Source organism: Bradyrhizobium oligotrophicum (assembly GCF_051168495.1).
Classification (GTDB): Bacteria; Pseudomonadota; Alphaproteobacteria; order Rhizobiales; family Xanthobacteraceae; genus Bradyrhizobium; species Bradyrhizobium oligotrophicum_A.
Map to the genome: position 1 here is coordinate 67,765 of NZ_JBNPVB010000023.1, position 26,951 is coordinate 94,715.

General features: G+C 66.3%; 29 protein-coding genes and 1 tRNA gene. 16 read left to right on the forward strand and 14 right to left on the reverse strand.

The annotated features are described in order from the left end of the window. Nucleotides 1–275: 275 nt before the first annotated feature. The 4 genes from ACQR1B_RS31285 to mnmA form a co-directional block, all read right to left on the reverse strand. A tRNA-Met gene (locus ACQR1B_RS31285) sits at nucleotides 276–352 on the reverse strand. Between the two features lie 233 nt (nucleotides 353–585). Then, entirely contained in the window at nucleotides 586–930 is a 345-nt protein-coding gene (locus ACQR1B_RS31290; RefSeq protein ID WP_434834730.1) for a hypothetical protein, read from the reverse strand. A 58-nt stretch (nucleotides 931–988) separates the two neighbouring features. After that, nucleotides 989–1,624, reverse strand: a complete 636-nt coding sequence (locus tag ACQR1B_RS31295) for a class I SAM-dependent methyltransferase (RefSeq protein WP_434834731.1) — start codon at nucleotides 1,622–1,624, stop codon at nucleotides 989–991. A 27-nt stretch (nucleotides 1,625–1,651) separates the two neighbouring features. Next, a complete protein-coding gene (gene mnmA, locus ACQR1B_RS31300; RefSeq protein WP_434834732.1) occupies nucleotides 1,652–2,845 on the reverse strand; it encodes a tRNA 2-thiouridine(34) synthase MnmA in 1,194 nt (397 codons plus the stop codon). 357 nt (nucleotides 2,846–3,202) lie between these two features. Here mnmA and ACQR1B_RS31305 point away from each other — a divergent pair, with 357 nt between their 5' ends. The 9 genes from ACQR1B_RS31305 (at nucleotide 3,203) to ACQR1B_RS31345 (ending at nucleotide 11,990) form a co-directional block, all read left to right on the forward strand. Continuing rightward, nucleotides 3,203–4,801 carry a flagellar hook-length control protein FliK gene (locus ACQR1B_RS31305; protein WP_434834733.1) on the forward strand — a complete coding sequence of 533 codons (1,599 nt, stop codon included), beginning with the start codon at nucleotides 3,203–3,205 and terminating at the stop codon, nucleotides 4,799–4,801. Between the two features lie 12 nt (nucleotides 4,802–4,813). Then, nucleotides 4,814–5,512: a flagellar hook assembly protein FlgD gene (locus ACQR1B_RS31310; RefSeq protein WP_434834734.1), complete on the forward strand. Its 699-nt coding sequence runs from the start codon at nucleotides 4,814–4,816 to the stop codon at nucleotides 5,510–5,512. Between the two features lie 271 nt (nucleotides 5,513–5,783). Next, nucleotides 5,784–6,059, forward strand: a complete 276-nt coding sequence (locus tag ACQR1B_RS31315; protein ID WP_002714638.1) for a DUF1153 domain-containing protein — start codon at nucleotides 5,784–5,786, stop codon at nucleotides 6,057–6,059. 334 nt (nucleotides 6,060–6,393) lie between these two features. After that, on the forward strand, nucleotides 6,394–7,989 hold the full coding sequence (gene fliF / locus ACQR1B_RS31320; protein ID WP_434834735.1) for a flagellar basal-body MS-ring/collar protein FliF: 1,596 nt from the start codon (nucleotides 6,394–6,396) through the stop codon (nucleotides 7,987–7,989). Between the two features lie 48 nt (nucleotides 7,990–8,037). Further along, nucleotides 8,038–9,132, forward strand: coding sequence for a flagellar motor switch protein FliG (gene fliG / locus ACQR1B_RS31325; protein WP_434834736.1), 1,095 nt, complete (start codon nucleotides 8,038–8,040; stop codon nucleotides 9,130–9,132). Continuing rightward, nucleotides 9,132–9,749, forward strand: a complete 618-nt coding sequence (locus ACQR1B_RS31330) for a FliH/SctL family protein (protein WP_434834737.1) — start codon at nucleotides 9,132–9,134, stop codon at nucleotides 9,747–9,749. Before fliG ends, ACQR1B_RS31330 begins: the two co-directional genes overlap by 1 nt. A 31-nt stretch (nucleotides 9,750–9,780) precedes the next feature. Continuing rightward, nucleotides 9,781–10,128: a flagellar motor switch protein FliN gene (gene fliN / locus ACQR1B_RS31335; protein WP_434834738.1), complete on the forward strand. Its 348-nt coding sequence runs from the start codon at nucleotides 9,781–9,783 to the stop codon at nucleotides 10,126–10,128. 52 nt (nucleotides 10,129–10,180) lie between these two features. Then, a complete protein-coding gene (flbD, locus tag ACQR1B_RS31340) occupies nucleotides 10,181–11,560 on the forward strand; it encodes a sigma-54-dependent transcriptional regulator FlbD (protein ID WP_434834739.1) in 1,380 nt (459 codons plus the stop codon). A gap of 193 nt (nucleotides 11,561–11,753) precedes the next feature. Next, a complete protein-coding gene (locus ACQR1B_RS31345) occupies nucleotides 11,754–11,990 on the forward strand; it encodes a hypothetical protein (RefSeq protein ID WP_434834740.1) in 237 nt (78 codons plus the stop codon). A 19-nt stretch (nucleotides 11,991–12,009) separates the two neighbouring features. Here ACQR1B_RS31345 and ACQR1B_RS31350 read toward each other — a convergent pair whose 3' ends face one another. The 6 genes from ACQR1B_RS31350 to ACQR1B_RS31375 all read right to left on the reverse strand — a co-directional run bounded on the left by ACQR1B_RS31350 (nucleotide 12,010) and on the right by ACQR1B_RS31375 (nucleotide 16,681). Continuing rightward, nucleotides 12,010–12,165: a hypothetical protein gene (locus ACQR1B_RS31350; protein WP_434834741.1), complete on the reverse strand. Its 156-nt coding sequence runs from the start codon at nucleotides 12,163–12,165 to the stop codon at nucleotides 12,010–12,012. Between the two features lie 80 nt (nucleotides 12,166–12,245). Further along, the gene (locus ACQR1B_RS31355; RefSeq protein WP_434834742.1) at nucleotides 12,246–12,821 is read right to left on the reverse strand and encodes a flavin reductase family protein; all 576 of its coding nucleotides are present in this window, start codon (nucleotides 12,819–12,821) and stop codon (nucleotides 12,246–12,248) included. Between the two features lie 14 nt (nucleotides 12,822–12,835). After that, the gene (locus ACQR1B_RS31360; RefSeq protein ID WP_434834743.1) at nucleotides 12,836–13,702 is read right to left on the reverse strand and encodes an ATP-binding cassette domain-containing protein; all 867 of its coding nucleotides are present in this window, start codon (nucleotides 13,700–13,702) and stop codon (nucleotides 12,836–12,838) included. A gap of 8 nt (nucleotides 13,703–13,710) precedes the next feature. After that, the gene (locus ACQR1B_RS31365; RefSeq protein WP_434834744.1) at nucleotides 13,711–14,517 is read right to left on the reverse strand and encodes an ABC transporter permease subunit; all 807 of its coding nucleotides are present in this window, start codon (nucleotides 14,515–14,517) and stop codon (nucleotides 13,711–13,713) included. Then, the gene (gene ssuD, locus ACQR1B_RS31370) at nucleotides 14,514–15,689 is read right to left on the reverse strand and encodes an FMNH2-dependent alkanesulfonate monooxygenase (RefSeq protein ID WP_434834745.1); all 1,176 of its coding nucleotides are present in this window, start codon (nucleotides 15,687–15,689) and stop codon (nucleotides 14,514–14,516) included. The genes ACQR1B_RS31365 and ssuD overlap by 4 nt, the downstream gene beginning before the upstream one ends. A gap of 35 nt (nucleotides 15,690–15,724) precedes the next feature. Then, nucleotides 15,725–16,681 carry an aliphatic sulfonate ABC transporter substrate-binding protein gene (locus ACQR1B_RS31375; protein WP_434834746.1) on the reverse strand — a complete coding sequence of 319 codons (957 nt, stop codon included), beginning with the start codon at nucleotides 16,679–16,681 and terminating at the stop codon, nucleotides 15,725–15,727. Nucleotides 16,682–17,053: 372 nt separating this feature from the next. On the opposite strand from ACQR1B_RS31375, the gene napE reads away from it, so the two are divergent. The 7 genes from napE to ppk2 all read left to right on the forward strand — a co-directional run bounded on the left by napE (nucleotide 17,054) and on the right by ppk2 (nucleotide 24,233). Then, complete coding sequence (gene napE, locus ACQR1B_RS31380; RefSeq protein WP_434834747.1) at nucleotides 17,054–17,239, forward strand: periplasmic nitrate reductase, NapE protein; 186 nt, start codon at nucleotides 17,054–17,056, stop codon at nucleotides 17,237–17,239. Between the two features lie 18 nt (nucleotides 17,240–17,257). Further along, the gene (locus ACQR1B_RS31385; RefSeq protein WP_434834748.1) at nucleotides 17,258–17,578 is read left to right on the forward strand and encodes a chaperone NapD; all 321 of its coding nucleotides are present in this window, start codon (nucleotides 17,258–17,260) and stop codon (nucleotides 17,576–17,578) included. Nucleotides 17,579–17,593: 15 nt separating this feature from the next. After that, the gene (napA, locus tag ACQR1B_RS31390; RefSeq protein WP_434834749.1) at nucleotides 17,594–20,098 is read left to right on the forward strand and encodes a nitrate reductase catalytic subunit NapA; all 2,505 of its coding nucleotides are present in this window, start codon (nucleotides 17,594–17,596) and stop codon (nucleotides 20,096–20,098) included. Nucleotides 20,099–20,103: 5 nt separating this feature from the next. Further along, a complete protein-coding gene (locus ACQR1B_RS31395) occupies nucleotides 20,104–20,574 on the forward strand; it encodes a nitrate reductase cytochrome c-type subunit (protein ID WP_434834750.1) in 471 nt (156 codons plus the stop codon). Next, complete coding sequence (locus ACQR1B_RS31400) at nucleotides 20,571–21,233, forward strand: NapC/NirT family cytochrome c (RefSeq protein ID WP_434834751.1); 663 nt, start codon at nucleotides 20,571–20,573, stop codon at nucleotides 21,231–21,233. Before ACQR1B_RS31395 ends, ACQR1B_RS31400 begins: the two co-directional genes overlap by 4 nt. Before the next feature lie 273 nt (nucleotides 21,234–21,506). Beyond that, nucleotides 21,507–22,616 (forward strand): ATP-dependent DNA helicase, encoded by a 1,110-nt coding sequence (locus ACQR1B_RS31405; RefSeq protein WP_434834752.1) that lies wholly within the window; start codon nucleotides 21,507–21,509, stop codon nucleotides 22,614–22,616. A gap of 492 nt (nucleotides 22,617–23,108) precedes the next feature. Then, a complete protein-coding gene (gene ppk2, locus ACQR1B_RS31410) occupies nucleotides 23,109–24,233 on the forward strand; it encodes a polyphosphate kinase 2 (RefSeq protein ID WP_434834753.1) in 1,125 nt (374 codons plus the stop codon). Nucleotides 24,234–24,243: 10 nt separating this feature from the next. On the opposite strand, the gene ACQR1B_RS31415 is transcribed toward ppk2, so the two are convergent. The 4 genes from ACQR1B_RS31415 to ACQR1B_RS31430 all read right to left on the reverse strand — a co-directional run bounded on the left by ACQR1B_RS31415 (nucleotide 24,244) and on the right by ACQR1B_RS31430 (nucleotide 26,587). Continuing rightward, the gene (locus ACQR1B_RS31415) at nucleotides 24,244–24,495 is read right to left on the reverse strand and encodes a hypothetical protein (RefSeq protein WP_434834754.1); all 252 of its coding nucleotides are present in this window, start codon (nucleotides 24,493–24,495) and stop codon (nucleotides 24,244–24,246) included. 115 nt (nucleotides 24,496–24,610) lie between these two features. Then, on the reverse strand, nucleotides 24,611–25,255 hold the full coding sequence (locus ACQR1B_RS31420; RefSeq protein WP_434834755.1) for a glutathione S-transferase family protein: 645 nt from the start codon (nucleotides 25,253–25,255) through the stop codon (nucleotides 24,611–24,613). Between the two features lie 107 nt (nucleotides 25,256–25,362). Next, nucleotides 25,363–26,313, reverse strand: coding sequence for a LysR substrate-binding domain-containing protein (locus tag ACQR1B_RS31425; protein WP_434834758.1), 951 nt, complete (start codon nucleotides 26,311–26,313; stop codon nucleotides 25,363–25,365). 16 nt (nucleotides 26,314–26,329) lie between these two features. Next, complete coding sequence (locus ACQR1B_RS31430) at nucleotides 26,330–26,587, reverse strand: hypothetical protein (RefSeq protein WP_434834756.1); 258 nt, start codon at nucleotides 26,585–26,587, stop codon at nucleotides 26,330–26,332. Nucleotides 26,588–26,951: the final 364 nt, after the last annotated feature.

Below are 26,951 nucleotides of genomic sequence, written 5' to 3' on the forward strand. Positions count from 1 at the left end.
AGCGCATCGGAGCAACTGAGTGCATACCGATGCGATGAGAGAGGCCCGTAGAATTATGGAGTGCGCCAGACTGCGCGGCAGCGCAACAGCGACCACGTCTCCGTTCAACCCGCCGCGAAGCGAATAACTCGTCTGGATGGCAACCGTCGGGTTAGCGTCAGAGCGGCCCGCTACGAACGCCGTGATCAGGTCTGGTTTAAGATCGTCAGCAAACCTCTGGGTCCCGATTGGCGCCCCAGTTGGTCATCCGCTGTCACACTGACAGGTGAAAATGTTGGTAGCGGGAGAGGGACTCGAACCCCCGACCCCAGGATTATGATTCCCGTGCTCTAACCAGCTGAGCTACCCCGCCACGGTGTCCGATCAAGGCACGATTGGTCGACGAGCGCGACGGGCCTTGTGAACGGGCCGCTTATAAGGAGCCGTTCCGGCCCCTGTCAAGCAAAGCCCGCAGGCCCGCGCGGATTTCGTTCTCCGCAGTTTCTATTCGACTCGTCAAGGTCTTACATCGCGCGCGATCGTCGGTTCACGCCCTCGCGCGAGGCGCATCGCTTACCGGCTGCGAATTCTCACGCCCAGCACGGCTCACTTCGGCTGCACGTTCGGATTCCCGCCGGGACTGCCGGGTGGCGGGATCACCGGTGTCGTGCCGCCCTCGGGGGTCGGCGCGTGCATTTCAGGATCGACGCCGCTCGGGGGACACAGCACGCCGTTGGTCTTGGCGAGCTTCTCGCCCAGCGGCTCGGCGGCGCGTCCGGTGGTCATGCCGTCCGGCGTCGTCCGCGCATTCGGCGCGCACGCCGCATTCGGCCCCGGATCTGGCGCCGTCGCCTGGGGCGGCGTAGCCGGGGTCGGCGGCGCCTGCGCATGGACCACGGCGGAGGCCGAGACCAGCAGAAGCGAGAGGAACAGTGATTGCCTGATGCTCATGGCAGAGCAACGCGAAGCCTGCGCCGGCGTTCCCGCGGCCAATGTGCAGCTTTGGCGATCAGCCCTTACGGTAGCGGATCAGCGAGAAATGCCCGAGCGGCGGCATCGGCCGGCGCTCGGCCAGCGTGATGCCGCCGTGCCTTGCGGCCCAGTTCACCAGCCGCGCCCAGGGGAACTCGGGCCGCCAGCCGAGCCGGCGCGCGATCGGCGCGAAGGCGAGCTCGAACAGGCGGCGCGGGCCGCTCTCGGCGCCGATGTGATTGACCAGGATCAGTTCGCCGCCCGGCTTCAGCACGCGGACGAAATCATCCAGCGTCGCTTCCGGATCCGGCACCGCGGTGATGACGTATTGCGCCACGACCGCATCGAAGAAGCCGTCGGGAAAAGCGAGATGCTTCGCGTCCATCACCGCGAGCGTCTCGACGTTGAGCAGCTTCAGCTCGCGCACGCGCGCCTGGGCCCGCCGCAGCATCGGCTCGGAGATGTCTACGCCGCAGATCTTCGTCGTGCGCGCATAGTCCGACAGCGACAGGCCGGTGCCGACGCCGACGTCGAGAATACGGCCGCCGATACGATCGGCTTCCGCGATGGTCGATTGACGCCCCTGATCGAAGACCTTGCCGAACACCAGATCGTAGATCGGCGCCCAGCGTTCGTAGGCCTTTTCGACCCCTGCGCGGTCGATGTCCCCCATGCCCCTGCCCTGAATGATGGATGCTGGTCAGCCGCGGACCGGCTCGGCCAGGCGCTGCGGCCTGGCGATGCCGCCTGCTTTGCTGCTCTCGGTGGACGCGCTCTGGATGAAGCCGCCGCCGAGCACGCGCGCGCGTCCCGAAGCCGCGTCATAGAACACGCAGGCCTGCCCCGGCGAGACGCCCTCTTCGCCGGCGACGAGTTCGACCTCGTAATGACCGTCGGCACCGCGCAGCCAGGCCGGCTGCGGCGGGCGGGTCGAGCGCACGCGCACGAACAGCTCCAGGCCGTCGCGCAACGCCGCATCGAGCGCGCCATCGCCGATCCAGTTGACCTCGCGCAACGTAATGCGGTGCGTGCGCAGCGCCTCGCGCGGGCCAACGACCACGCGGCGTGTCGCGACGTCGAGCCTGACGACATAGAGCGGCGCGCCGGCGGCGATGCCGAGGCCCTTGCGCTGGCCGATCGTGTAGTTGGCGATGCCGTGATGCGCGCCGAGCACGCGCCCCTGGAGATCGACGATCTCGCCCGGCTCCATCGCGTTGGGACGCAGCTTGCCGATGATGTCGGTGTAGCGGCCGGTCGGCACGAAGCAGATGTCCTGGCTGTCGTGCTTGTCGGCGACCTCGAGCTCGAAGCGGCGCGCCAGTTCGCGCACCTCGGGCTTGGTCATGTCGCCGAGCGGAAAGCGCAGATAATCGAGCTGCTCGCGGGTGGTGGCGAACAGGAAGTAGCTCTGGTCACGATCGGCATCGGCGGCGCAAGTGAGCGCGCGCGATCCGTCCGCGAGCCGGCGCGAGGCGACGTAGTGACCCGTGGCGAGCACGGAGGCGCCGAGCTCGCGCGCGGTCTTCAGCAGATCGCCGAACTTGATGGCGCGGTTGCACTCGATGCACGGCACCGGCGTCTCGCCGGAGGCATAGCTGGCGGCGAAATTGTCGATCACGGACTCGCGGAAGCGGTCCTCGTAGTCCAGCACGTAATGCGGGATGCCGAGCCGCTCGGCGACGTTGCGGGCATCGTGGATGTCCTGGCCGGCACAGCAGGCGCCCTTGCGATGCGTCGCCGCGCCGTGATCATAGAGCTGCAGGGTGATGCCGACGACGTCGTACCCCTGCGACTTCAACAGCGCAGCCGTGACCGACGAGTCCACGCCGCCGGACATGGCGACGACGACCCTGGTGTCCTCGGGACGGCCTTCGAGATCGAGACTGTTGAGCATGATCAGGTCACTGCGATCGCGGCGTCAGGCTACGGGTTCCCGGCGCGGGAACGCCTCGCATGCGCCGTCTTGCGGATGGCTTGCCTCCAGCGATCTCCGGACAAGGTGTCCTGGTCGGAAACGGCGCGGGAAGCATCTGTCTTTAATATAGGCGCACTCCCTGCGAAGCAATCGCGCTGGCCGCAGCGGCCAGCGGCAAATCTTGCCGGCCGGGCAGAAATGGCGGGCCGAGGGGATCGGTGCGGGACGCGCGCCGCACCTTCAAGTCATTGAACTATATATCATTTTGCAATCAGGCCGCAGTGGCCCGCTCCTTGCTGATCTGGCTCGTCGAGTTTCATCGCGAGAGGTTCCAAGGTGTTCAGCGTCACGTCAGACATCCAGGCCAGCACGGTTGTGAAGAGCACAGCGCCGAAACAGTCGCGCCAGGACGCCTCGCAGCTGTCCGACAGCTTCTCGGCGCTGGTCGATGCCGCGACGCCGCCGAACCCGTCGAACTCCTCGTCGTCCTCCACATCGCCGTCGCGCAGCAGCAGCGCCAGCGCAACGCCCAGCCGCGAAGCCGCGCGCACGGGCGACGCCGATCGCAGCCAGACCAGGTCGCAGGACAAGACCCAGGACAAGGCCGACGCGCCGTGGCGCACCGATCGCTCCGACAAGACGAGTTCGGATGCGGCGTCCGACACCAGCGCCGACAAACCCGCCAAAACCGGCAAAGATACTGCCGACACCACCGACGGCACCACCACAGAGACCAAGACGGACGGTGACCAGAGCGGCGCCGACGCGACCGCCACGGCGGCGGCCGCCGCCGATCAGATCGTCGTGCCGACCCCGGTTGCCGTCGCGATCCAAGCCGAGACCGCCCTGGCCAATCCCGCCCCGGGGGCAGCAACGGAAGGTGACGGGTCCTCTGCCGCCCCCGCCGCAGCCCTGCCGACAACGGCGACCGGGCCCGGCACGCCGGGCACTGTCGACGCCACCGCCGGGCTGATGGCCGCCGCAGCCAAGTCCGCTGGTACAGCGAAAACGACCGACGACGCCGCCAAGACGGCGGCTGGCGCCAACACGGCAGCGACCGCTTCCGGCGACGCCGCCCCCACCACCGATCAGACCTTCACTGCCGCGCTCGACGCAGCCGTGCCCGGCGGCGGCAAGGCGACGGGCAAGCCGGGCGCCCAGGCCAAGACGGGGCTGGTCGCCGGCGAGACCGGCAAGAGTTCGGAACAGGGCGCTACTCCGACAACTGGCGGTCAGGCCAATCAGGCCGGTGGCCTCGCGCAACAGCCCGCCGCTACCACGAAGTCGGACGGCGGCGAGATCGACCCGTCCGCCAAAGGCAATGGCCATGCGCCGGCGCCATCAGGGCATGAGCGCGGCGCGGCGCAAGCCAACGGACCGTCCAACGTTGCCGCGCCGGATCCGGCGGCCCAGGCCACGGCCGGATTGCAGCCGCAGCTCACCACCCCGGCCGCATCGACCAACCAGATCACCGCGGCCAACCTGACGGCGACGACGGCGACCGCGGCCGCCGTGCCGCTGCACGGACTCGCGGTCGAGATCGCAGCCTCCGCGCTCAACGGCAAGAGCCGGTTCGAGATCAGGCTGGACCCGGCCGAGCTCGGCCGCATCGATGTCCGCATCGACGTCGACCGCAACGGCCAGGTGACCTCGCATCTGCGGGTCGAGAAGCCGGAGACGCTGGCGATGCTGCAGCAGACTGCGCCGCAACTGCAGCAGGCGCTGCAGGACGCCGGTCTCAAGAGCAACGACAGCGGGCTGCAATTCTCGCTCCGCGACCAGAACTCGTCCGGCCAGAACGGCGGCGACAATCAACAAAACGGTAACGCACAACGCCTGATCGTAACCGAGGACGAAACCGTCCCGGTCCAGCTCGCCGGACGGTCCTATGGACGGATGTTCAGCGCGCAGGGCGGCGTCGACATCCGGGTATAACAGGAGGCTTCCATGGCAATCGGCGACGCAATCACGGCAAGCCCGCCAGTCTCGGGCACGACCAACTCGAGCTCCTCATCGAACAGCAGCGGCCTCGGCTCGAGCACGAGCTCGACCATCGCCGGCAATTTCCAGACCTTTCTCACCCTGCTGACGACGCAGCTGCAGAACCAGAACCCGCTCGACCCGCTGGACACCAACCAGTTCACCCAGCAGCTCGTGCAGTTCGCCGGCGTCGAGCAGCAGCTCAAGACCAACGACCAGCTGGCGTCGCTGCTGACGATGCAACAGGCCACACAGGCGACCCAGGCGCTGGCCTTCGTCGGCAAGACCGCCGTGGTGGCCGGCTCGACCACGACCATGACCGACGGAAAGGCGAGCTGGGACCTCAGCATTCCCAAGGACTGCAACCTCACCGTCAACATCACCAACAGCGTCGGCCAGACCGTATTCTCCGGTAAATATTCAGCCAGCGCCGGCAACAACCAGACCTATAATTGGAACGGCCAGGGCAATGACGGCGCCCAATGGCCCGACGGGCTGTACAAGATCACGACCGTCGCGACCGATGTGACCAACGGCAGCCCGGTGGCGGTCTCGACCCAGGTCAAGGGCACGGTCTCCTCGGTCGACCTGACCCAGCAGCCGCCTCTGCTCTCGATCGGCGGCCAGACCTACACCGTGAACCAGATCCAGCGGATCGTCAGCTAACCCTCGAAGCGGCGCCTCGCCGCCAGAACCGCGCCTATGCTTGCGGCCGAGCTTCAACATCGCGCTCGGCCGGGATGGCGACACGCCGGCGTAACCGCCGGAAACTCTTAACCAATCATTTACCACGATCTTGCTCCCGGGGCCTCTCGCCGCCGGACGCGGCGGCGTTGGCCCGCAGCGCCGGATTCACGCCCTTTGCTTAGGCAAATTTTAAGCGAGGCGGCGTAGGTTCTTACCGTGAGTTCAGTGGTTGAGAGTTTGTGAGTACGCCATGACAGAACCCCATCGCCCGAGGGTGAAATACGTCATCGGGCCTGACGGTAGCCCACTCACCATCGCGGATTTGCCTGCGCCAGGCACCAAGAGGTGGGTCATACGCCGCAAGGCTGAAGTCGTCGCTGCAGTCCGCGGCGGATTGCTGTCCCTCGAAGAAGCGTGCAGCCGCTACACCCTGACCGTCGACGAATTCCTGTCGTGGCAGTTCTCGATCGACCAGCACGGTCTCGCCGGCCTGCGCACCACCCGAATTCAGCAATATCGCCAATAGGGCGTTAACGACGCGACCGGCTTTTATCGAAAATCGGCTTGGCCCCGCCAAGCCGATTTTTTGCATGTCTACACTTTGTTAGGACCCTTTAACCAACGTTAACCATATCGAAACCTTCCCATAGGCAATAATTGCCCAGTGGTTCGATTCAACCTCCGCGCTCCACCTTGCACCGCGGGAGCAGAGGCTGCGATCGGACCGCCACCTGGAATGCGGGTGTCGGTGAAGGCTGAGAATTGAATTTCGCGCGCTCTGCAACCGGCCGTAAAGGCCCGCGACGTTCAAATCACCTTTCCAGCAGCACCCGTCGAATGCCGAACTATGGGGCAGTTGCTTGCAAGGTCTCTTGGACTTTCTGAAGGGTTTGGGCGCCGCGCGGCTCACCGCCATGATCGCGGTGACTGCCGCTCTGGTTGGTTTCTTCGGCTTCGTCATCATGCGCGTGACGGCGCCGCAGCTGACGACCCTGTTCACCGACCTGAGCATGGACGACTCCTCCAGCATCATCAAGGATCTGGAGCGCCAGGGAATTCCGTTCGAGATCCGCAACGAAGGCAGCGTCATCATGGTCCCGAAGGACAAGGTGACCCGGCTGCGCATGAAGCTCGCCGAGGGCGGCCTGCCCAAGGGCGGCGGCGTCGGCTACGAGATCTTCGACAAGTCGGACGCGCTGGGCACCACGAGCTTCGTCCAGAACATCAATCATCTGCGCGCGCTGGAAGGTGAACTCGCCCGTACCATCCGCGCCATCGACCGCGTCCAGGCCGCGCGCGTCCATCTCGTGCTGCCGGAACGGCCGCTGTTCTCGCGCGAGACGCCGGAGCCGTCGGCCTCGATCGTCGTGCGCGTGCGCGGCGCCCTCGAGGCGAACCAGATCCGCGCCATCCGCCACCTCGTCGCCTCGGCCGTCAACGGCCTGAAGCCGCAGCGGGTGTCGATCGTCGACGAGGCCGGGCAATTGCTTGCCGACGGCACCCAGACCGACATCGACCAGCAGGTCGGCGACGAGCGCCGCAACGCGTTCGAGAAGCGGATGCGCAAACAGGTCGAGGACATCGTCTCCTCGGTGGTCGGTTCGGGCCGCGCCCGGGTCCAGCTCTCCGCCGATTTCGACTTCAACCGCATCACCCAGACCTCCGACCGTTACGATCCGGAAGGACGCGTGCTCCGGTCGAGCCAGACCCGCGAAGAGCAGTCGGCCACCAACGAGAACAACGGTCAGGTCACGGTCAACAACGAGCTGCCGGGCAACCAGCAGAACCAGCCGCCACAGACCCCGCGCGACCAGAGCAAGAAGACCGAAGAGACCAACAATTACGAGATCTCACGGACCACCAAGACGGAAGTCACCGAGGCCGGGCGGGTCAACCGGCTCTCGATCGCGGTCCTGGTCGACGGCGCCTACAGCAAGAACGAAAAAGGCGAACTGGTCTACAAGGAGCGCAGCAAGGAGGAGCTCGACCGCATCGCAGCCCTGGTCCGCTCCGCCATCGGCTTCGACCAGAAGCGCGGCGACCAGGTCGAGGTGGTCAACCTGAAATTCGCCGACGCCCCCACCGTGCCGCAGATCAACGAGCCCACCGGCTTCCTCGGCATGATCCACTTCACCAAGGATGACGTGATGTACGTCATCGAGCTCGGCGTGATGATGCTGCTCGGCATCGTCGTCGTGTTCATGGTGGTGCGGCCGCTGGTGAAGAAGATCATCGCCACCGAAGAGATCGCCGCGGCCAACAGCGTGCCCGCGCTCACCGACGAGAGCCAGGCGCAGGTCGCCCACGCGCAGCAGACCGCCACCATGATCGACGTCGCCCAGGTTCAGGGCCAGGTCCACGCCCAGTCCGTCCACCGGGTGGGCGAACTGGCCGACCGCAACCCGGGCGAAGCCGCCTCCATCATCCGCCAGTGGCTCGCCGAGCCGCAGCAGTAACGATCCACGCTCCACGCACCGCCCCAACCGAGTCGAACGTCAAACGCCATGTCGCTCCCGCAAACCCAGACCACCAACTCCAACGCCAACGACATCTCCACCGTCATCGCGACGCTCGCGAGCCGTCAGTCGCAGCGGGCGAAGACCGAGCCTCTGAGCGGCCCGAGGCGCGCGGCCGTGATGATGCTGGCGCTCGGCGAACAATATGGCGGCAAGATCTGGCAGCAGCTCGACGACGACGAGGTGCGCGAATTGTCGCTCGCGATGTCCACGCTGGGGACGGTCGAAGCCGACGTAGTCGAGGATCTCATGCTCGAATTCGTCTCGCGCATGTCGGCCTCCGGTGCGCTGATGGGCAATTTCGACGCGACCGAGCGGCTGCTGCAACAATACCTGCCGACGGAGCGCGTCTCCGGCATCATGGACGAGATCCGCGGGCCCGCCGGCCGCAACATGTGGGAGAAGCTCTCCAACGTCCAGGAAGAGGTTCTCGCCAACTACCTGAAGAACGAATATCCGCAGACCATCGCCGTCGTGCTGTCCAAGCTGAAGTCGGAGCATGCGGCGCGCGTGCTCGCGATCCTGCCCGAAGACATGGCGCTCGACGTCATCGGCCGCATGCTGCGCATGGAAGCGGTGCAGAAGGAGGTCATCGAACGGGTCGAGCAGACCTTGCGCGTCGAGTTCATGTCGAACCTGTCGCAGACCCGCCGCCGCGACGCCCACGAGGTCATGGCCGAGATCTTCAACAATTTCGACCGCCAGACCGAGACCCGCTTCATCACCTCGCTGGAGGAGGAGAACCGCGAATCGGCCGAGCGCATCAAGGCGCTGATGTTCACCTTCGACGACCTGATCAAGCTCGATTCGGCCTCGGCGCAGACGCTGCTGCGCAACGTCGACAAGGACAAGCTCGGCGTGGCGCTCAAGAGCGCCAACGAGGAGGTGCGGAATTTCTTCTTCGGCAACATGTCGTCGCGCGCCGCCAAGATGCTGCAGGACGACATGGCCGCGATGGGACCGGTGCGGCTGCGCGACGTCGACGAGGCGCAGGCCCTGCTCGTCAATCTCGCCAAGGATCTCGCCGCCAAGGGCGAGATCATGCTCAGCAAGAACCGCGCTGACGACGAACTGGTGTACTGATGGCCCAGCCCGCGAAGTTCCTGTTCGATACCGACTTCGCCGCGCCGGACAAGACGCGGGAACGGGGGGCCACGGCCGCCGAGATCGCGCAGAAGGTCGCAGCCGCCGAAGCCGCCGCCTATCGCAACGGCTACGAGGCGGCGCAGCGCGAGGCCAAGGTCGAGGCCGATCGCCGTGTCGCTACTGCGCTCGAGCAGATCAACATCCAATTGCAGGGCATCTCCGCCCGCTTCTCCGGTATCGAGCAGCGGATGGAGACGGAGGCGGTCGATGTCGCGATTGCCGTCGCCCGCAAGCTCTGCGCGGCCCTGGTCGAGTCCGAGCCGCTCGGCGAGATCACCGGCCTCGTGCACGACTGCTTCGCGCATCTGGTCGCCACGCCGCATCTGGTGCTGCGCATCAACGACAGCCTGTACGAGCTCGCCCGCGAGAAGATCGAGAAGCTCGCCAAGCAGAGCGGCTTCGAGGGGCGCCTCGTGATCCTCGCGGAGCCCGAGATCCAGACCGGCGACTGCCGCATCGAATGGGCCGACGGCGGCGTGGTGCTGGAGCGCGCCGCGATCGATGCCAAGATCAACGAACTGGTCGGACGCTACATGGCGTCCAAGAAGAACTAGGCCGCAGCTGGTGGCCGACGGAGTCTAAGTGATGAGCGACAACGAGATCCCGCTTCCCGACCTCAATTCTCCGGACGCGCCGCCGCTGAGCGGCGACGTCGGCTACACCGAGGAAGAGCACGCCGCGCGGATTGCAGCCGATCTGGAGGCCGTGTTCGACGTGCCGGTCCAGGTCTCGGCCGTGCTCGGCCGCTCGAAGATGGATGTCGGCGAGCTGCTCAAGCTCGGACCCGGCACCGTGCTGGAGCTCGATCGCAAGGTTGGTGAAGCCATCGACATCTACGTCAACAACCGGCTCGTGGCACGCGGCGAGGTGGTTCTGGTCGAAGACAAGCTCGGCGTGACGATGACCGAAATCATCAAATCCGACCGCAACTGACACCAACCCACGCGCGCCTTTCGGGAGCTGCGCGGCCGAATAGGAGATCAACATGCGGCTTCTCATCGTCGGAACGCTGAAGGGTCAGCTCACCGCGGCCACCAAGATCGCCATGGAGAACGGCGCCACCGTCACCCATGCCGAGGACAATGAGCAGGCGATGCGGGTGCTGCGCGGCGGCAAGGGCGCCGACCTGCTGCTGGTCGACGTCGCGCTGGACATCCGGGACCTGGTGATGCGGCTCGATGCCGAGCACATCCACGTGCCGATCGTGGCCTGCGGCATCACCAGCGACGCCCGCGCCGCGGTCGCCGCCATCCACGCCGGCGCCAAGGAATACATTCCGCTGCCGCCGGACCCGGAGCTGATCGCCGCAGTGCTCGCCGCCGTCGCCAACGACAGCCGCGACCTCGTCTATCGCGACGACGCGATGGCCAAGGTGATCAAGCTCGCCCAGCAGATCGCCGGCTCCGACGCCTCGGTGATGATCACCGGCGAGTCCGGCACCGGCAAGGAGGTGCTGGCGCGCTACGTTCACACCCGCTCGGCCCGCGCCAAGCGTCCCTTCATCTCGATCAACTGCGCCGCGATCCCCGAGCATCTCCTGGAATCCGAACTGTTCGGCCATGAGAAGGGCGCCTTCACCGGCGCGGTCGCGCGTCGCATCGGCAAGTTCGAGGAGGCCAATGGCGGCACCCTGCTGCTCGACGAAATCTCGGAAATGGACGTGCGGCTGCAGTCCAAGCTGCTGCGCGCGATCCAGGAGCGCGTGATCGACCGCGTCGGCGGCACCCGCCCCGTTCCGGTCGACATCCGCATCATCGCGACCTCGAACCGCAATCTCGCGGACGCCGTGCGCGAAGGCACGTTCCGCGAGGACCTGCTGTTCCGGCTCAACGTCGTGAACCTGAAGATCCCGCCGCTGCGCGAGCGCCCGGCCGACATTCTCGAACTGGCCCAGCATTTCGCGCGCAAATATTCCGAGGCCAATGCGGTGGCGCTGCGGCCGATCTCGGCGGAAGCCAAGCGCATCCTCACCAGCAATCGCTGGCCGGGCAACGTGCGCGAGCTGGAAAACACGATGCATCGCGCGGTGCTGATGGCGCAGGGCGACGAGATCGGACCGGATGCGATCCTGACCCCGGACGGCGCCCGGCTGGACGTCGGCAAGGCCCAGCCGGCCGTCGCCCATGCGACGATGGCTGCCGAGCAGGTCACGCGCGCCCTGGTCGGTCGCACCGTCGCCGACGTGGAGCGCGATCTGATCCTGGAAACCTTGAAGCACTGCCTGGGCAACCGGACCCATGCGGCCAACATTCTGGGCATCTCGATCCGCACCTTGCGCAACAAGCTCAACGAATATGCCGACGGCGGCCTGCCGATCCCGCCACCGGGCACCGGCGACAGCCCGCGCATGCCGAGCCCGGTGTAGTCTGGCCGCCATCCATGGTCTCGTTCTCGGCGCGCGCTCTTCCTGGGCGCGCCGCTTGCCATTCAGCCGCCGATGCCGGGACGCACGGACTGCTGGCCGGCTGCTGGGAACAGAGCTCCCATGCCCCCTCGTCAAACCGCAAAGGGGCGACGAATGGGGCTCACGCAGCTGGTGCTTCCGCCCGCGTGGCCGGATGGACTCGGTCAACTTCGCCTGCGGCCGCGACGGGTGCGACGGCTGGGACGGTGCCCGGCGTTATCGCTGGCAGCCGCCGATGCTCGGGCTGTCCGATGTCGAGACCTCGGCGGACGGCAAAGTGCAGAGCAAGGTCTGGCGCCGGTGCCGCGTGCAGCTTCTGACAAAGGACTGGATGCCGCTTCAGGACTGCGAGCAGTCGTTCGAGCCGTGGATCCGCAAGCCGTCCAGGTAGCGCACCGCGCTCATCACGCTCAGGAATAGCTCGGCGCTTCGGGATTGCGGAAGATGTGGATGGGATCGCCCGGCGTGAACTCGCGCTGCGTGAGCACGGCATAGGCATAGAGCGCGAGGTAGAGCACCGCGACCGTGCCGATGACGTAGAGAGCCCAGGTTCCGATCCGTTTCATGATTTCCGCCGCCGACGCCGACAGCGGCTTTTACGGCGTCCGGCGTGTCGACGCCAGCGCGCCTCGCCCGGAGCGGGACGTTACGGCGTCAGCCTCGGATCCGGCACGCTGAGCGCGGCGAGCCGGCCGAGATCGTCCTCGCCATCGACTGTGACATAGCTGCCATGCCAATAAGCCAGGGCCGCCGACTGCGGCGCGACGGTGACATGCACCACCCGGCCGATGACGATGCCGTGGGAATGTCGTTCGATGATCTCCTCGACCTCGCAATCCAGTGTCGCGAGCGCCCCGACCAGGAGCGGCACGCCCGTGACATGCTTGCGCCACTCGGCGCCTGCGAAGCGCTCCGCGCCGCGCAGCCCGCCCTTCCCCGCAAACCGTTCGGCGACGCCGAGCTGGTCCGCCGCCAGCAGATTGGCGCCGAACGCGCGTTCCCGCTGCAGAATTGGCCAGGACGAGGCGTTGCGATTGACGCTGACGATGATCGAGGGAGGATCGAGCGCCAGCGAGGACAGCGAGCTCACGGTCATGCCGGTGACGTCGTCACCGCGTCCGACCGTAATGACGCTGACGCCTCCAACCAGTTGGCGCATCGCAGAGCGGAAATCCGGCGGCAGCGCCGTGGCATCAGGCATGTGACGGACGATGGAGTTCATTGCGTTGATCTTTCCTACCCTGCCGTGCCCGGTCCAAGCAACTGGCCCAGGATCGATCCTTCCAGCGCGGCAAGCTCGGCAGACCCGCGCTGACGCGGGCGCGGCAGATCGACGCTGATATCCTCGGCGATCCGACCGTCCTCGATGACCAGGACCCGATCGGCCAGGGCCACGGCTTCGGCCACGTCATGGGTGACCAGGATTGCGGTGAAGGTTTGATCGGCCCAGACCCGCTCTAGCAGGCGCTGCATCGCGATCCGCGTCAGCGCATCCAGCGCCCCGAGCGGCTCGTCGAAGGCCAGCAGGCGCGGCCCGCTGACCAGCGCTCGCGCCAGCGCGACCCGCTGCTTCTGACCGCCCGACAGCACCGCCGGCCATTGGTCGCGCTTTTCGGCGAGGCCGACCTCCTCGAGCGCCTGCCGCGCGCGCTCATGCGCACCTGCCGCCTTGCGCTCGCGGCCGAGCCCGACCTCGACATTGGCCAGCACCCGCGCCCATGGCAGCAGCCGCGGCTCCTGGAACATGACGCGGACATCCTCGGGCCGCGCCGCCGCATCACCGATACTGATCGTGCCCGCGGTCGGCTTGTCGAGCCCGGCGATCAGGCGCAGCAGGGTGCTCTTGCCGCAGCCGCTCTGGCCGACGATGGCGACGAACTGGCCGGCCGCAATCTCCAGATCGATGCCGCGCAGCACTTCGTTGTCGCCGAACGACTTTCTGAGGTCGCGGATCACGAGCGGCAGGCCGCGCGTCTCGGGTTTCGACGGCTGCGGCGGCACGTCCGGCTTCCTCGCATGACGGAAAGCCTCAGCATGCCCGATCAATTCGGCGCCGTCGATTGCCTCGACGCCGGACACGGGAATTCGGAGCGCTTGCTGCATTTACAACCTCAATGCTTGCTGAAGGCCGGATGCCAGGACAGCGTCAGCCGTTCCAGCAGCCGCGAGGCGCTGTCGGCGACCTTGCCCAGCAGGGCGTAGATCAGGATGGAGAGCACGACGACGTCGATCTGCATGAACTCGCGGGCCTGCATCGCCATGTAGCCTAGCCCTGAGGAGGCCGCGATCGTCTCGGCGACGATCAAGGTGAGCCACATGATGCCGAGCGCGAAGCGCAGGCCGACGAAGATCGACGGCAGCGCGCCGGGGAAGATCACGCGGCGAAACAGCTCGCCATCGGTCATGCCGTAGACGCGGCCCATTTCAATGAGTTGCGGATCGACCGTGCGAATCCCGTGCAGCGTGTTCAGATAGACCGGGAAGAACACGCCGAGCGCGACCAGAAACAGTTTGGCGCTCTCGTCGATGCCGAACCACAGAATGACCAGCGGGATCAGCGCCAGATGCGGCACGTTCCTGATCATCTGCAGGGTCGTGTCGGTGAGATTCGACGACAGCTGCGACAGGCCGTTCGCGAGGCCGAAGGCGAAGCCGATGCCGCCGCCGATCAAAAAGCCGATCGAGGCGCGCCAGAAGCTGACCCAGATGTTGCGGCCGAGCTCGCCGGACCACAACAGCTTCCAGCCGGCGCGCGCGACATCGCTCGGCGCCGGCAGCACCCGCGGCGAGACGAGGCCGGCGACGGAGGCCGCCTGCCAGATCAGGATGATCGCGAGCGGCACCAGCCAGGGCAGGAATCCATCCGCCTTGGGCACGGCCAGCTTGCGGACCTTGGGAAGGCTTTCGATCAAACTCATGACTGCGAAGCTCTCTGCAACGGGCGATGCTCGTTGGCGATGGTCTCACCGAACGGGCCGGTATTGGCCCGGAGCGTCGTGACATTGCCGCTCTGCTCCGACACGTTCAAGCCGAGCTTCGGGAACACCAGTTCGGCGAAGCGATAGGCTTCCTCGAGATGCGGGTAGCCGGAGAGGATGAAGGTGTCGATGCCGAGATCCTGATACTCCCTGATGCGCGCCGCCACCGTGTCGGGATCGCCGACCAGCGCCGTGCCGGCACCGCCGCGGACGAGGCCAACGCCGGCCCACAGGTTGGGGCTGATCTCCAGCTTGTCGCGGCGCCCGCCATGCAGCTGCGACATGCGCTGCTGCCCGACCGAATCCATCCGCGCGAAGATCTTCTGCGCCGAGGCAATGGTGTCATCGGTGACGTGCTTGATGAGGTCGTCGGCCGCGGCCCATGCCTCCTCGTTGGTCTCGCGCACGATGACGTGCAGGCGAATGCCGAACGACAGCTTGCGGCCGCGCGCGTCGGCGACGGCTTTCACCTTGGCGACCTTGGCCGCGACGTCGGCCGGGGGCTCGCCCCAGGTCAGATATTTCTCGACGGTGTCGACGGCGACGTCGATGCCCGCATCAGACGAACCGCCGAAGAACAGCGGCGGCCGCGGCGACTGCACCGGCGGGAACAGCAGACGGCCATCCTCGACCTTGATGTGCTTGCCGGAGAAGTTGACGGCCTCGCCTTCGAGCAGCGCGTTGTAGACGGTGAGGAACTCGCGAGTGACCTCGTAGCGCTCCTCATGCGACAGGAAGATGCCATCGCCCTTGTTCTCGACGGGATCGCCGCCGGTGACGACGTTGACCAGCAGGCGCCCGTTGGTGACGCGGTCGAGCGTGGCCGTCATGCGCGCGGCGACGCTCGGCGACTGCAGACCAGGACGGACCGCCACGAGATAGCGCAGCTTCTCGGTGAACGGCGCCACGGCCGACGCCACGACCCAGGAATCCTCGCAACTGCGGCCCGTGGGGATCAGCACGCCGTAATAGCCGAGCTGGTCGGCCGCCTGCGCGACCTGGCGCAGATAGTTGAAATTGACCTCGCGGCCGCCTTGCGACGTGCCGAGATAGCGGCCGTCACCATGGGTCGGCAGGAACCACAGCACGTTGGGCTTCGAAGCGTTACTCATGTCGTTGTCTTTCGGATGGAGGTCGCGTTCTCGCGTCACGTGGACGGCGTCCACTTCCAGACGATGTCGGCGACGTTGACTTGTTTCGGAATGAGCCCGACGCGGGCGAAGCGGTCGGCCACCGCCTGCTGGCTCTTGATGATCTCGTCGTCGAGCGGCACCACGCTATAGACCGAGCGGTCGACGAAGCGCTTGACCGCTTCGAGATCAACGCCGGTGGCCTCGGCCTGCGCCTTCGCGACCTCGTCGTGATGGCTGTTGGCCCATATGCCTTCGGCAGCGAACGCCGCATTCAGCCTGGCGACCACGGCGGGGTACTTTTCGACGAAGTCGGAGCCGACGATGTAGAACGAGTTCGGCTTGTGCACATCCTTGTCGAACACGATGGCGCGTGCGTTCTCCTTCAGCTCGGCCAGCGCCAGATACGGATCCCAGATCGACCACGCATCGACCGAGCCCTCGACGAAGGCGGCGGTGGCGTCAGCCGGCGCGAGCGGCGCGGGCGTGATGTCGCTCCACGATAGGCCGGCCTTCTCCAGCGCCGCGACCAGCAGATTGTGCGCACTCGACCCCTTGCCGAACGCGACGCGCTTGCCCCTGAGATCGGCCAGCGTCTTGATCGGCGAATCCTTGGGCACGATGATCGCCTGGCTGCTGCCGTTCTGCTTGACGGCGGCGGCGTAGCGGATCTTGGCGCTGGCGGCCTGGGCGAAGATCGGCGGAGCGTCGCCGACATAGCCGAAATCGACGCTGCCGACATTGATGGCTTCCAGCAGCGGCGGGCCGAACTGGAAGTCGACCCAGACGACGTTGATGCCGTCGGACTTGAATGCGCTTTCGATGGTGCCCCGGGCCCTCACGGCCGGGAAGAAGCCGCCCTTCTGGGTGCCGATGCGGATTTCCTTCGGCTTGTCCTGGGCCCGCAACGGCGCCGACCAGGCGACCACCGCAGCGGACCCCAGCGACAGTTTCAGAAAATCACGACGCTTCATTGCCCTCTCCGACCAAGCCCGTGCACCCACGTTGATGCGATGCACAGGATGATGGTGGCGGCTGAAACGCCTGTCGAGGACCCCGGAAAAATAGCGATGCCGGTCCTCTCGGTCCGCGGTCGCAGGGCATGTTCGTATCGAAGGCGCCGGGCAAAGCAGCGAGAATTTCTCGTCAATGAGGATGCGATCACGCGCCTTCACGGATCATCAACCAGGATGATCGTGGCTGGCCCGCATCCGGTCGTGCGCGTGCCTGTCGTCCCCGGGTTGATCCAGGTCAACGCGGATTCGAGGCACTTTGCTCAAGATATCATCAGGCGCGGCCCGGATGCCGCAAACTCTCCCCCCGTCCCCATAGCAGAGTCTTCTCTCATGTCGCTCGTCGGCAGCGATGCGAACGCGCGTGCGCGTCGCAAACGCATGGAAATTTTCGCCTTCCTGTTCCTCACCGCCGTGCTGATGCCCGCCCTCGCGGTCGCGACCGTCGGCTCATACGGGCTTGCCGTGTGGGTCTACCAGATGATGGCAGGTCCCCCCGGCCCACCCTCGGCACACTGACCGGAAAGGTCCACGCCCATGCCCTCCCACCGCACCTCCTTCGACCGGCGCGCGCTGATCACCGGCCGCGTGCTCACGGCCGAGCCCGTGATCGCGCCGCCCTCGGGCGAGATCGCCTCGATCATCGTGCAGACCCGCCCCGATCAGCTCGACCGTGTCGAAGCGGACATTCTTGCGATGAAGGGCTGCGAGATCCACGGCCGCGATGAGCGCGGCAAGCTGATCGTCGTCGTCGATGCACCCGATGCCAGCGCGCTCGGCACCGCGATGAACCGCATCGGTCTGCTGCCCCACGTGCATTCCGCCTGCCTCGTCTTCCACGCCATCGACGCCGGCTAACACCACGAGATCACCATGACCGAGCCAAAGATCGATCGCCGCCAGATGCTCAAGCTGGAAGCCGCCGCGATTGCCGCAGCCGCCGCCGGGATTCCCGGCACATCGCTCGCGGCGAACCTCGTCACCGAGCGCGAGCAGAGCGAGTTGAAATGGGACAAGGCCGCCTGCCGCTTCTGCGGCACCGGTTGCAGCGTGATGGTCGCGACCAAGGACAATCGCGTCGTCGCCACGCATGGCGACATCAAGGCCGAGGTCAATCGCGGCCTCAACTGCGTCAAGGGCTACTTCCTCTCGAAGATCATGTACGGCCACGACCGCCTGACGCATCCGATGCTGCGCAAGACCAATGGCAAGTACGACAAGAACGGCGAGTTCACGCCCGTGTCGTGGGACGAGGCCTTCGACATCATGGCGCTGAAGTTCAAGGACGCGCTCAGGAAGCGCGGCCCCTCCGGCGTCGGCATGTTCGGCTCGGGCCAGTGGACGATCTGGGAGGGCTATGCGGCCTCGAAACTGTTCAAGGCCGGCTTCCGCACCAACAACATCGATCCCAATGCGCGGCACTGCATGGCGTCCGCCGTGGCCGGCATGATGCGCACCTTCGGCATCGACGAGCCGGCCGGCTGCTACGACGACATCGAGGCCACCGATGCCTTCGTGCTGTGGGGCTCCAACATGGCGGAGATGCACCCGATTTTGTGGAGCCGCGTCACCGACCGGAGGCTGTCGGCACCGCATGTCAAGGTCGCCGTGCTCTCGACATTCGAACACCGCTCGTTCGACCTCGCCGACATCGGCATGGTGTTCAAGCCGCAGACCGACCTCTATCTCCTCAACGCGATCGCCAACCACATCATCAAGACCGGCCGCGTCAACAAGGAGTTCGTCCAGGCGCACACCGTGTTCAAGAAGGGCCAGACCGACATCGGCTTCGGCCTGCGGCCCGAACATCCGCTGCAGAAGAAGGCCACCGGTGCGGCCAAGGCCAACGACGCCACCGACATCTCATTCGATGAGTATGCCAAGTTCGTCTCGGACTACACGCTGGAAAAGGCCGCCGAGATGTCCGGCGTGCCGCTCAACCGGCTGGAGGCGCTCGCCGAGCTCTATGCCGATCCCAAGACCAAGGTGGTCTCGTTCTGGACCATGGGCTTCAACCAGCATACCCGCGGCGTCTGGTGCAACAACCTCGTCTACAACATCCATCTGCTGACCGGAAAGATCAGCGAGCCCGGCAACAGCCCGTTCTCGCTGACGGGGCAGCCCTCGGCCTGCGGCACCGCGCGCGAGGTCGGCACCTTCTCGCACCGCCTGCCCGCCGACATGGTGGTGACCAACAAGGAGCACCGCACCAAGGCCGAGCATATCTGGCAGCTGCCGGAGGGCACGATTCCCGACAAGCCCGGCTATCATGCCGTGCTGCAGAGCCGGATGCTGAAGGACGGCCTGCTCAACGCCTATTGGGTGCAGGTCAACAACAACCTCCAGGCCGGGCCGAACGCCAATGAGGAGACCTATCCCGGCTTCCGCAACCCCGACAATTTCATCGTCGTCTCCGACGCCTACCCGTCGGTGACCGCGCTCGCCGCCGACCTGATCCTGCCGACCGCGATGTGGGTCGAGAAGGAAGGCGCCTATGGCAATGCCGAACGGCGGACGCAGTTCTGGCATCAGCTCGTCTCCGCGCCGGGCGAGGCGCGATCCGACCTCTGGCAGCTGATGGAGTTCTCCAAGCGCTTCCGAATCGAGGAGGTCTGGTCTGAGGAGCTGATCGCCAGGAAACCGGACGTGCGCGGCAAGACGCTGTTCGACGTGCTCTACAGGAACGGCCAGGTCGACAAATTCCCGCTCGACCAGATCGAGCCGGGCTACGCCAACGACGAATCCAAGGCGTTCGGCTTCTATGTCCACAAGGGCCTGTTCGAGGAATACGCCTCCTTCGGCCGCGGCCACGGCCATGACCTCGCGCCGTTCGAGACCTATCACAAGGAGCGCGGCCTGCGCTGGCCGGTGGTCGACGGCCAGGAGACACGCTGGCGCTTCCGCGAGGGCTCCGACCCCTATGTGAAGGCCGGGACCGGCGTGCAGTTCTACGGCTTCCCCGACGGCAAGGCGCGCATCTTCGCGCTCCCCTACGAGCCGCCGGCGGAATCGCCCGACAAGGACTATCCGTTCTGGCTCTCCACCGGCCGCGTGGTCGAGCACTGGCATTCCGGCACGATGACGCGCCGCGTGCCCGAACTCTACAAGGCGTTCCCCGAAGCCGTATGCTTCATGCATCCCGATGACGCGCAGGAAGCCAATCTGCGGCGCGGCGACGAGGTCAAGGTCGCCTCGCGGCGCGGCTTCATCCGCGCCCGCGTCGAGACCCGCGGCCGCGACAAGCCGCCGCGCGGCCTCGTCTTCGTGCCGTGGTTCGACGAGTCGAAGCTGATCAACAAGGTGACGCTCGACGCCACCGATCCGATCTCGCTGCAGACCGACTACAAGAAATGCGCCGTGCGCATCGAGCGGGTGTAACTGACATGATCAAGAAACTTGCTGTCATGCTGATCGCGGCCAGCGTTGCGGCCGGATCCAGCGCGCTGCTCGCCCAGAGCGTCTCGTCCTCGCTGCGCGGTCCCACGCCGCTCAACGACGAAGGCCCGGCGCCGCCGATGCAGCCGATGAAGAACACGGCCGAGCGGGAGGTGCGCAACTATCCGGAGCAGCCGCCGGTGATTCCGCACGCCATCGACGGCTATCAGGTCGACATGCAGGGCAACAAATGCCTGTCCTGCCACGCCCGCGCGCGCACGGCCGAGTCCAAGGCGCCGATGCTGTCGATCACCCACTTCATGGATCGCGACGGCCAGTTCCTGGCCTCGGTGTCGCCGCGCCGCTTCTTCTGCACCCAATGCCACGTGCCGCAGAGCGCGGCCGCTCCGCCCGTCAGCAACGACTTCGTCGACATCGACACGATGCTGTCGCGCGCCAAGCCCGGTGGTGCGCGATGAGCAGCGCCGACATTCCGGAGGGCGCGAAAGCGCCCGTCCCCGACAAGCGGCTCGGCCTCGTCCGCCGCGCCTTCCAGTTCGTGCTCGACCTGATCGACGTGCTGCTGAAGCCGAGCTCGATCTTCGGGCTCGGCGTGCTGGTGCTCGCCGGCTTCGTCGCCGGCGTGATCTTCTGGGGCGGCTTCAACACCGCGCTGGAGATCACCAACACCGAGAAGTTCTGCACCGGCTGTCACGAGATGAAGGACAACGTGTTCGCCGAGCTGAAGACCACCGTGCATTTCTCCAACCGCTCCGGCGTCCGCGCGTCGTGCCCGGACTGCCACGTGCCGCACAACTGGACCGACAAGATCGCGCGCAAGATGCAGGCCTCGAAGGAGGTCTGGGGCCACCTGTTCGGCTCGATCGACACCCGCGAGAAGTTCAGCGATCGAAGGCTGGAGCTCGCCTTGCACGAATGGGCGCGCTTCAAGGCCAACGACTCCTTGGAATGCCGCAACTGCCACAGCGCGCAGTCGATGGACATCACCAAGCAGTCGCCCCGCGCCGTCGAAGCCCACCAGCGCTTCCTCTTCACCGGCGAAAAGACCTGCATCGACTGCCACAAGGGCATCGCGCATCATCTGCCGGACATGAGGGGTGTGCCGGGCTGGCAGTAGGCTCACCTTCCTTCTGGATGGAGCCGTAGCAATCGCCGCGCCCCCCTGCGCTCCCTCACCCGCTTGCGGGGGAGGGCTGGGGTGGGGGCGCCACACGGGCAATCCCGCCGGAGCATTCCCCCACCCGCATCGCATCTTTCGATGCGACGCGGCCTCCCCCGCAAGCGGGGGAGGCTCGGACCCATTCGCATCGAGCGCTTGATCTCCCGCCCGCAGCCCTTAGGTTCACGGAATGTCCCCGAGTCGCTGCTTGCGGCTCCATCCCCGTGAGTCATGACCACCTTTTCCCCCCACCAGGATTCCGCGCTGAAGGCCGTCAGTGACTGGCTGAAGGCCAAGCCGGGCAAGAACGCCACGCCGCAGGTGTTCCGGCTGTTCGGCTATGCCGGCACCGGCAAGACGACGCTGGCGCGTCACATCGCCGAGGGCGTCGATGGCGAGGTCAAGTTCGCAGCATTCACCGGCAAGGCGGCGCTCGTGATGCGCAGCAAGGGCTGCGACGACGCCTCCACCATCCACTCGCTGATCTATCGCGCCCGGGAGAGCGGCGAGGAGCAGCCGAACTTCGAATTGTGGGACGACGCGCCGGCGTCCAAGGCCAAGCTGATCATCATCGACGAATGCTCGATGGTCGACGCCGATCTCGGCCGCGACCTGCTCTCGTTCGACTGCCCGCTGCTGGTGCTCGGCGATCCCGCGCAGCTGCCGCCGGTCCAGGGCGGTGGCTTCTTCACCGAGACCGAGCCGGACGTGATGCTGACCGAGGTGCATCGCCAGGCCAAGGATGACCCGATCGTGCGGATGTCGATGGACGTGCGCGAAGGCAACACGCTCGACATCGGCCGCTACGGCGAGAGCGAGGTGGTGGAGCGCCGCGAGCTCGATCCGTCCCGCGTCATGGCGGCGGACCAGGTGCTGGTCGGCCGCAACGCCACCCGCCGCGCCTACAACAACCGCTTCCGCCAGCGCCTCGACATCGAGGACGCGCTGCCCGTCGCCGGCGACAAGCTGGTCTGCCTGCGCAACAACCGCAAGAAGGGCCTGTTCAATGGCGGGCTGTGGCGGGTGAAGTCGCGCGCAACTTCCAAGTCCAAGATCGTGACCATGCGGGTCGCGCCGGACGAGGATCTCGGCCGAAAGGTGACGAAAGTCTCGGTGCGCGGCGAATGCTTCGCCGGCGGCATCGAGGACATCCCATGGGAGCAGCGCAAGCCCTATGACGAGTTCGACTACGGCTATGTGCTGACCGTGCACAAGTCGCAGGGCTCGCAATGGGACGACGTCGTGCTGTTCGACGAGAGTTTTGCATTTCAGGAGAGCCGCGCGCGCTGGCTCTACACCGGCATCACCCGCGCCGCGAAGCGGCTGTCCATCGTGGTGTGAGCCGCTGCTGAGCGAACAAGCCGCGCCTCTCGAACGTCTGCCAATTTGTTACACCGTCATGCCCGGGCCTGTCCCGGGCATCCACGTCGGTCCCCGGGTGCCGAGCGACGTGGATGGCCGGGACAGGCCCGGCCATGACGACGTGGAAACGGATGAGCCCGACAACGTAGACGGCCGATGAAGTGCCTCCCGTCATTCCGGGGCAATCGTCGGAGCGCCGTTGCGCTCTGGCGATCGAACCCGGAACCCCGAGCTTGTTAGCAAAGACTCAAAGCAATCCCGAGATTCCGGGTTCAAGGCCATTCGGCCTTGCCCCGGAGCGGCGGGGATCTTGGCTCAAAATCAGCCGTAATCTCAACAAGAGCGGTATCGCCCTGCCTCGTTCCTACAAGGCCTGCGACCCATTGATCCAGGTCAACCTGCCGCAGCACGCTTGGCGGATAAAAAACGATTCACATCTCTGCACGACACGAACAGGCGGGGCGGATTGGCATGGCAAAGAAGACCACCAAGGGCAAGGCTTCCGACGGACCGACCAAGCGCGCCAGCGCGCGGGCCAACGTCGCGCGCCGGCAATCCGCGCCCAAGCTCGATCCGATCGCACAGTCGCTGGTCGATGAATCGATGCAGGCCGCGCAGATCACCGGACTGTCGGCGTTCGAGAGCGTGCTGAACGGGCCGCCGGCGCTCGACGCCGACAGCGCCCCGGTGAAGGCGATGCTCGACGGCGCCGCGCCCGACGACGCCAAGCTGATGAAGGCGCTGATCGACGGCAAGCAGGCCAAGCGCGACAAGCGCCACACCTCGGACGAACTGTCCGACACCTGGCGCCAGGGCGGCTACCCTTACAAATACCGGATGTTCCGCAAGGACTACGAGGAGCAGAAGTTCATCCTGCAGACCGAGCTGCTGAAGCTGCAGAACTGGATGAAGGATGCCCGCCAGCGCCTGGTGCTGCTGTTCGAGGGCCGCGACGCCGCCGGCAAGGGCGGCACCATCAAGCGCTTCATGGAGCATCTCAATCCGCGCGGCGCCCGCGTGGTGGCGCTGGACAAGCCGAGCGACGTCGAGCGCGGCCAATGGTACTTCCAGCGCTATGTCGAGCATCTGCCGACCGCCGGCGAGATCGTGCTGTTCGACCGCTCCTGGTACAACCGCGCCGGCGTCGAGCGCGTGATGGGGTTCTGCTCGCAGGCCGAATATGACGAGTTCCTGCGCCAGGTGCCGGAGTTCGAGCGCAATCTCGTGCGCAGCGGCATGCATCTGATCAAGTTCTGGTTCTCAGTCAGCCGCGAGGAGCAGCGCCGCCGCTTCAAGGAGCGCGAGGCGCATCCGCTGAAGCAGTGGAAGCTGTCGCCGATCGACACGGCGTCACTCGACAAATGGGACGACTACACCCGTGCCAAGGAGGCGATGTTCTTCTCCACCGACACCGCCGACTGCCCGTGGACCGTGATCAAGTCCGACGACAAGAAACGCGCGCGGCTGAATGCGATGCGCTGCGTGCTGCACTCCCTGCCCTATGCCGGCAAGGACGTCTCGCGCATCGGCCATGTCGACGATCTCATCGTCGGCCGCGCCAGTGTCATCCACGAGCGCGAGGAACACACCAACTGAGGCGTCGCGCTCAGCGCCGATGACGCCGGTGCGGCCTCACGGAATCGGCCGGCGGCATTGCTGCGTTGGCATTCGGAACGGCTGACGTGCCGCGGCGGGCCAGCTCCGCCTGAGCTGCCGGTGTCAGCGCGCCGCCGTTGAGCACGTCCCGGTCGGGATGCGTGGCCGCATAGGCCGCCGGCTCGGAGAATTGGGCCGATGCCGCGGTGGCCGCCAGCGTCGACATCAGCAGAGCTGCCGCCAGGCTCCTGAAAGCAATCATCATTGGTCTCCCCCTGTTCCGCATCAACTCGCACAAGCGAAGATGTAGGCAGGCGAACGCTGCACCCCAATCACGACCGCGCGAGCCGAGGGACGTTCGTGATCACCTCCGTCTCTCAGACGTAGCGCGGCAATCGCTGTCCTGGCAGCAGGTCATAGGGCGCCTTCCAGCCGGGCAGCGCTGCGATACGCTGCAGCCATGCCGCGACCGGCGGGAAACGGGCGGCGAGATCATAGCCGCTCTCCTCCACCGGAAAGCTCAGATAGCCGCACAGCGAGAGGTCGGCGACCGTCGGCCGCTCGCCGATGATGAAGGGGCGCTGCGCCACTTCGCCGGCCAGGATCGACAGGAAGTCGTCGATGCGTGCGCGCAGGAATCCCTGCACCTTCTCGTCGGGCTGCGGCGTGAAGGCGCGGCGATAGCGATAGGTCGCCATGAAGCCGGACAGTTTCTGATTGTCCCAGAACAGCCAGCGCAGGATCTCGAAGCGCTCGCGCTCGTCCGCGCCGCCGAACCTGCCGTAGCGCGCGGCGAGCTGGAGCAGAATCGGCCCGGTTTGCGTCAGCCGCACGCCGTCCTCCTCCAGCACCGGAATCTCGCCCATCGGATTGACGTTGGCGCGCCACGCGGCCGTGCGGGTGATGCCGCCGCCGAAGTCGGTCCAGACCGGCTCGAAACGCTGCCCGCACAGCGTCAGCATCAGGGCCAGCTTGTAGCTGTTGCCGGATTCGGGAAAGTAGTGCAGGCGGTAGCTCGGCATGGTCGTCTCGCAGGATCGGGCCGCCTGATGTTAGGCGGCCGGGCGATGCGGCACCATTCCGTTTTCGGCCGCGAGGCTTCAGCGCAGCGCAAGCCGCAGCCTGCGCGTCATGCGGCGAAGCGCGCGGCTTCCGCAAACAGCCAGTCGCTAAACACCGCAAAGTCGCGCGCCTTCCCGCCGGCGGCGCTGCGGCGCACGAGATGAAACTGCCGCGGCAGGCGCACACGCCCGGCGAACAACGGCACCAGCCGGCCGGAATCGATGAACGGCCGCACCACCGGATCGAGCCCGAGCGCGATGCCCATGCCGGCGCTCGCGGCCTCGTAGACGACCTGCAGATTGTCGAACACGACGCAGTTGCTCGGCGCGGCGTCGATGCCCGCGGCGGCGAACCACTCCTGCCAGAATTCGACCTGGTGGTCGGTGCCGATCAGCCTGGCATCGACGAGGTCGCGCGGATGCCGCGGGACGCCGCACCGATCACGCAGGTGCGGGCTCAGCACCGGCACCGCATCCACCGCCAGCAGCGGTTCGCTGGTCACCCCCGGCCACGGTCCCCGCCCCAGCCGGATCGCGCAGTCGAGCTCGGAGCGCGCAGGGAGATCCTCGATCTCAGCCGATGTCTGCAACACGATCTGCACCGCGCCGTGCCGGGCCTGGAAACGGTGCAGCCGCGGCATCAGCCAGTTCGCAGCAAAGGTCGGCATCACGCTGACGGTGAGCCCGCCATGGTCCCGCCTGCGCAGCTCATCTGTCGCCTGCGTCATGCTGCGCCAGGCCGGATCGAGCGCGGCAAAATAAGTATCGCCTGCCGCTGTGAGCGCAAGGCCACGCGGCTGTCGCTCGAACAGCCGCACGCCGAGCCCGGCTTCGAGCTGCTGAATGCGACGGCTCAATGCCGGCACGCTCAGATTCAGGATCACGGCCGCCTGTGCGAGGCTGCCGGCGCGGGCCACGGCCACGAAGGCTTCGATGTCTCTGAGAGGAAGGCGTCGCATGCGGGGCAGTGTAGGACGATGACGCGCCGCGGTCGAGATACCGGCCGTGCGACGGCCCATCGTGGCCATGGCCGCGTCATCGCCGCCCAGGCAGCCGCCCATACGCTCGGGTATGAGCGGACGGCGGCAACACGAGCGCCGCGCCGGAGGGGCGCACCAGGCCCACTCGTCCTGCTGGCGTCAATGCGCCGCCATTGAGCACGTCGCGGTCGGGATACATTGCCTGAAACGCCGCCGGCTCCTGTTCGCCGTAGAACCAGCCCTGCGCCGATGCGGGCGCGGCAGCAGCCATCGACAGCAGCACGGCTGCCGCCTTTGATGTCAACGATGTCATGACGAGTCTCCAGTTGCAGAGGATGCTGAGAACGCGCACGCGATCGATCGATGCCCTGTCAGGGCCAGCCGGTCGAGGTGCGACCTCGTCTGTATTGACTATCGGTGGGAGCAAATATTCGCGGCCTCTCCGCCGCGCCGGCATCACGACCGCGACAACGAAGACGACATCACGGTTCGAGACTCGACGAAGCGTGATGCACACCGTCGGCGATGGTCGCAAACCTGGTGGGCGCCGGCTTGTGCAGGAATGACGACAACCTTCGCCGCATGCCTCGAGGCCGTTCGGCCCGACGAGGCTGGGCAAGAATTCCGGGCTTTTCCGTTGAGCTGCGTGTACGATTTGTCACATCATGAATCGAACT

Coding starts and splice junctions, on each gene's coding strand:
- ACQR1B_RS31345 (WP_434834740.1), top strand. CDS start 11,754: ATGGACTCGGTCAACTTCGCCTGCGGCCGCGACGGGTGCGACGGCTGG.
- ACQR1B_RS31350 (WP_434834741.1), bottom strand. CDS start 12,165: ATGAAACGGATCGGAACCTGGGCTCTCTACGTCATCGGCACGGTCGCG.
- ACQR1B_RS31290 (WP_434834730.1), bottom strand. CDS start 930: ATGAGCATCAGGCAATCACTGTTCCTCTCGCTTCTGCTGGTCTCGGCC.
- flbD (WP_434834739.1), top strand. CDS start 10,181: ATGCGGCTTCTCATCGTCGGAACGCTGAAGGGTCAGCTCACCGCGGCC.
- ACQR1B_RS31360 (WP_434834743.1), bottom strand. CDS start 13,702: ATGCAGCAAGCGCTCCGAATTCCCGTGTCCGGCGTCGAGGCAATCGAC.
- ACQR1B_RS31430 (WP_434834756.1), bottom strand. CDS start 26,587: ATGACATCGTTGACATCAAAGGCGGCAGCCGTGCTGCTGTCGATGGCT.
- ACQR1B_RS31395 (WP_434834750.1), top strand. CDS start 20,104: ATGATCAAGAAACTTGCTGTCATGCTGATCGCGGCCAGCGTTGCGGCC.
- ACQR1B_RS31355 (WP_434834742.1), bottom strand. CDS start 12,821: ATGAACTCCATCGTCCGTCACATGCCTGATGCCACGGCGCTGCCGCCG.
- ACQR1B_RS31415 (WP_434834754.1), bottom strand. CDS start 24,495: ATGATTGCTTTCAGGAGCCTGGCGGCAGCTCTGCTGATGTCGACGCTG.
- napE (WP_434834747.1), top strand. CDS start 17,054: ATGTCGCTCGTCGGCAGCGATGCGAACGCGCGTGCGCGTCGCAAACGC.
- ACQR1B_RS31400 (WP_434834751.1), top strand. CDS start 20,571: ATGAGCAGCGCCGACATTCCGGAGGGCGCGAAAGCGCCCGTCCCCGAC.
- fliN (WP_434834738.1), top strand. CDS start 9,781: ATGAGCGACAACGAGATCCCGCTTCCCGACCTCAATTCTCCGGACGCG.
- ACQR1B_RS31330 (WP_434834737.1), top strand. CDS start 9,132: ATGGCCCAGCCCGCGAAGTTCCTGTTCGATACCGACTTCGCCGCGCCG.
- ACQR1B_RS31295 (WP_434834731.1), bottom strand. CDS start 1,624: ATGGGGGACATCGACCGCGCAGGGGTCGAAAAGGCCTACGAACGCTGG.
- ACQR1B_RS31420 (WP_434834755.1), bottom strand. CDS start 25,255: ATGCCGAGCTACCGCCTGCACTACTTTCCCGAATCCGGCAACAGCTAC.
- ACQR1B_RS31405 (WP_434834752.1), top strand. CDS start 21,507: ATGACCACCTTTTCCCCCCACCAGGATTCCGCGCTGAAGGCCGTCAGT.
- ACQR1B_RS31385 (WP_434834748.1), top strand. CDS start 17,258: ATGCCCTCCCACCGCACCTCCTTCGACCGGCGCGCGCTGATCACCGGC.
- ssuD (WP_434834745.1), bottom strand. CDS start 15,689: ATGAGTAACGCTTCGAAGCCCAACGTGCTGTGGTTCCTGCCGACCCAT.
- ACQR1B_RS31425 (WP_434834758.1), bottom strand. CDS start 26,313: ATGGGCCGTCGCACGGCCGGTATCTCGACCGCGGCGCGTCATCGTCCT.
- ACQR1B_RS31375 (WP_434834746.1), bottom strand. CDS start 16,681: ATGAAGCGTCGTGATTTTCTGAAACTGTCGCTGGGGTCCGCTGCGGTG.
- ACQR1B_RS31365 (WP_434834744.1), bottom strand. CDS start 14,517: ATGAGTTTGATCGAAAGCCTTCCCAAGGTCCGCAAGCTGGCCGTGCCC.
- ppk2 (WP_434834753.1), top strand. CDS start 23,109: ATGGCAAAGAAGACCACCAAGGGCAAGGCTTCCGACGGACCGACCAAG.
- ACQR1B_RS31310 (WP_434834734.1), top strand. CDS start 4,814: ATGGCAATCGGCGACGCAATCACGGCAAGCCCGCCAGTCTCGGGCACG.
- napA (WP_434834749.1), top strand. CDS start 17,594: ATGACCGAGCCAAAGATCGATCGCCGCCAGATGCTCAAGCTGGAAGCC.
- ACQR1B_RS31315 (WP_002714638.1), top strand. CDS start 5,784: ATGACAGAACCCCATCGCCCGAGGGTGAAATACGTCATCGGGCCTGAC.
- fliG (WP_434834736.1), top strand. CDS start 8,038: ATGTCGCTCCCGCAAACCCAGACCACCAACTCCAACGCCAACGACATC.
- mnmA (WP_434834732.1), bottom strand. CDS start 2,845: ATGCTCAACAGTCTCGATCTCGAAGGCCGTCCCGAGGACACCAGGGTC.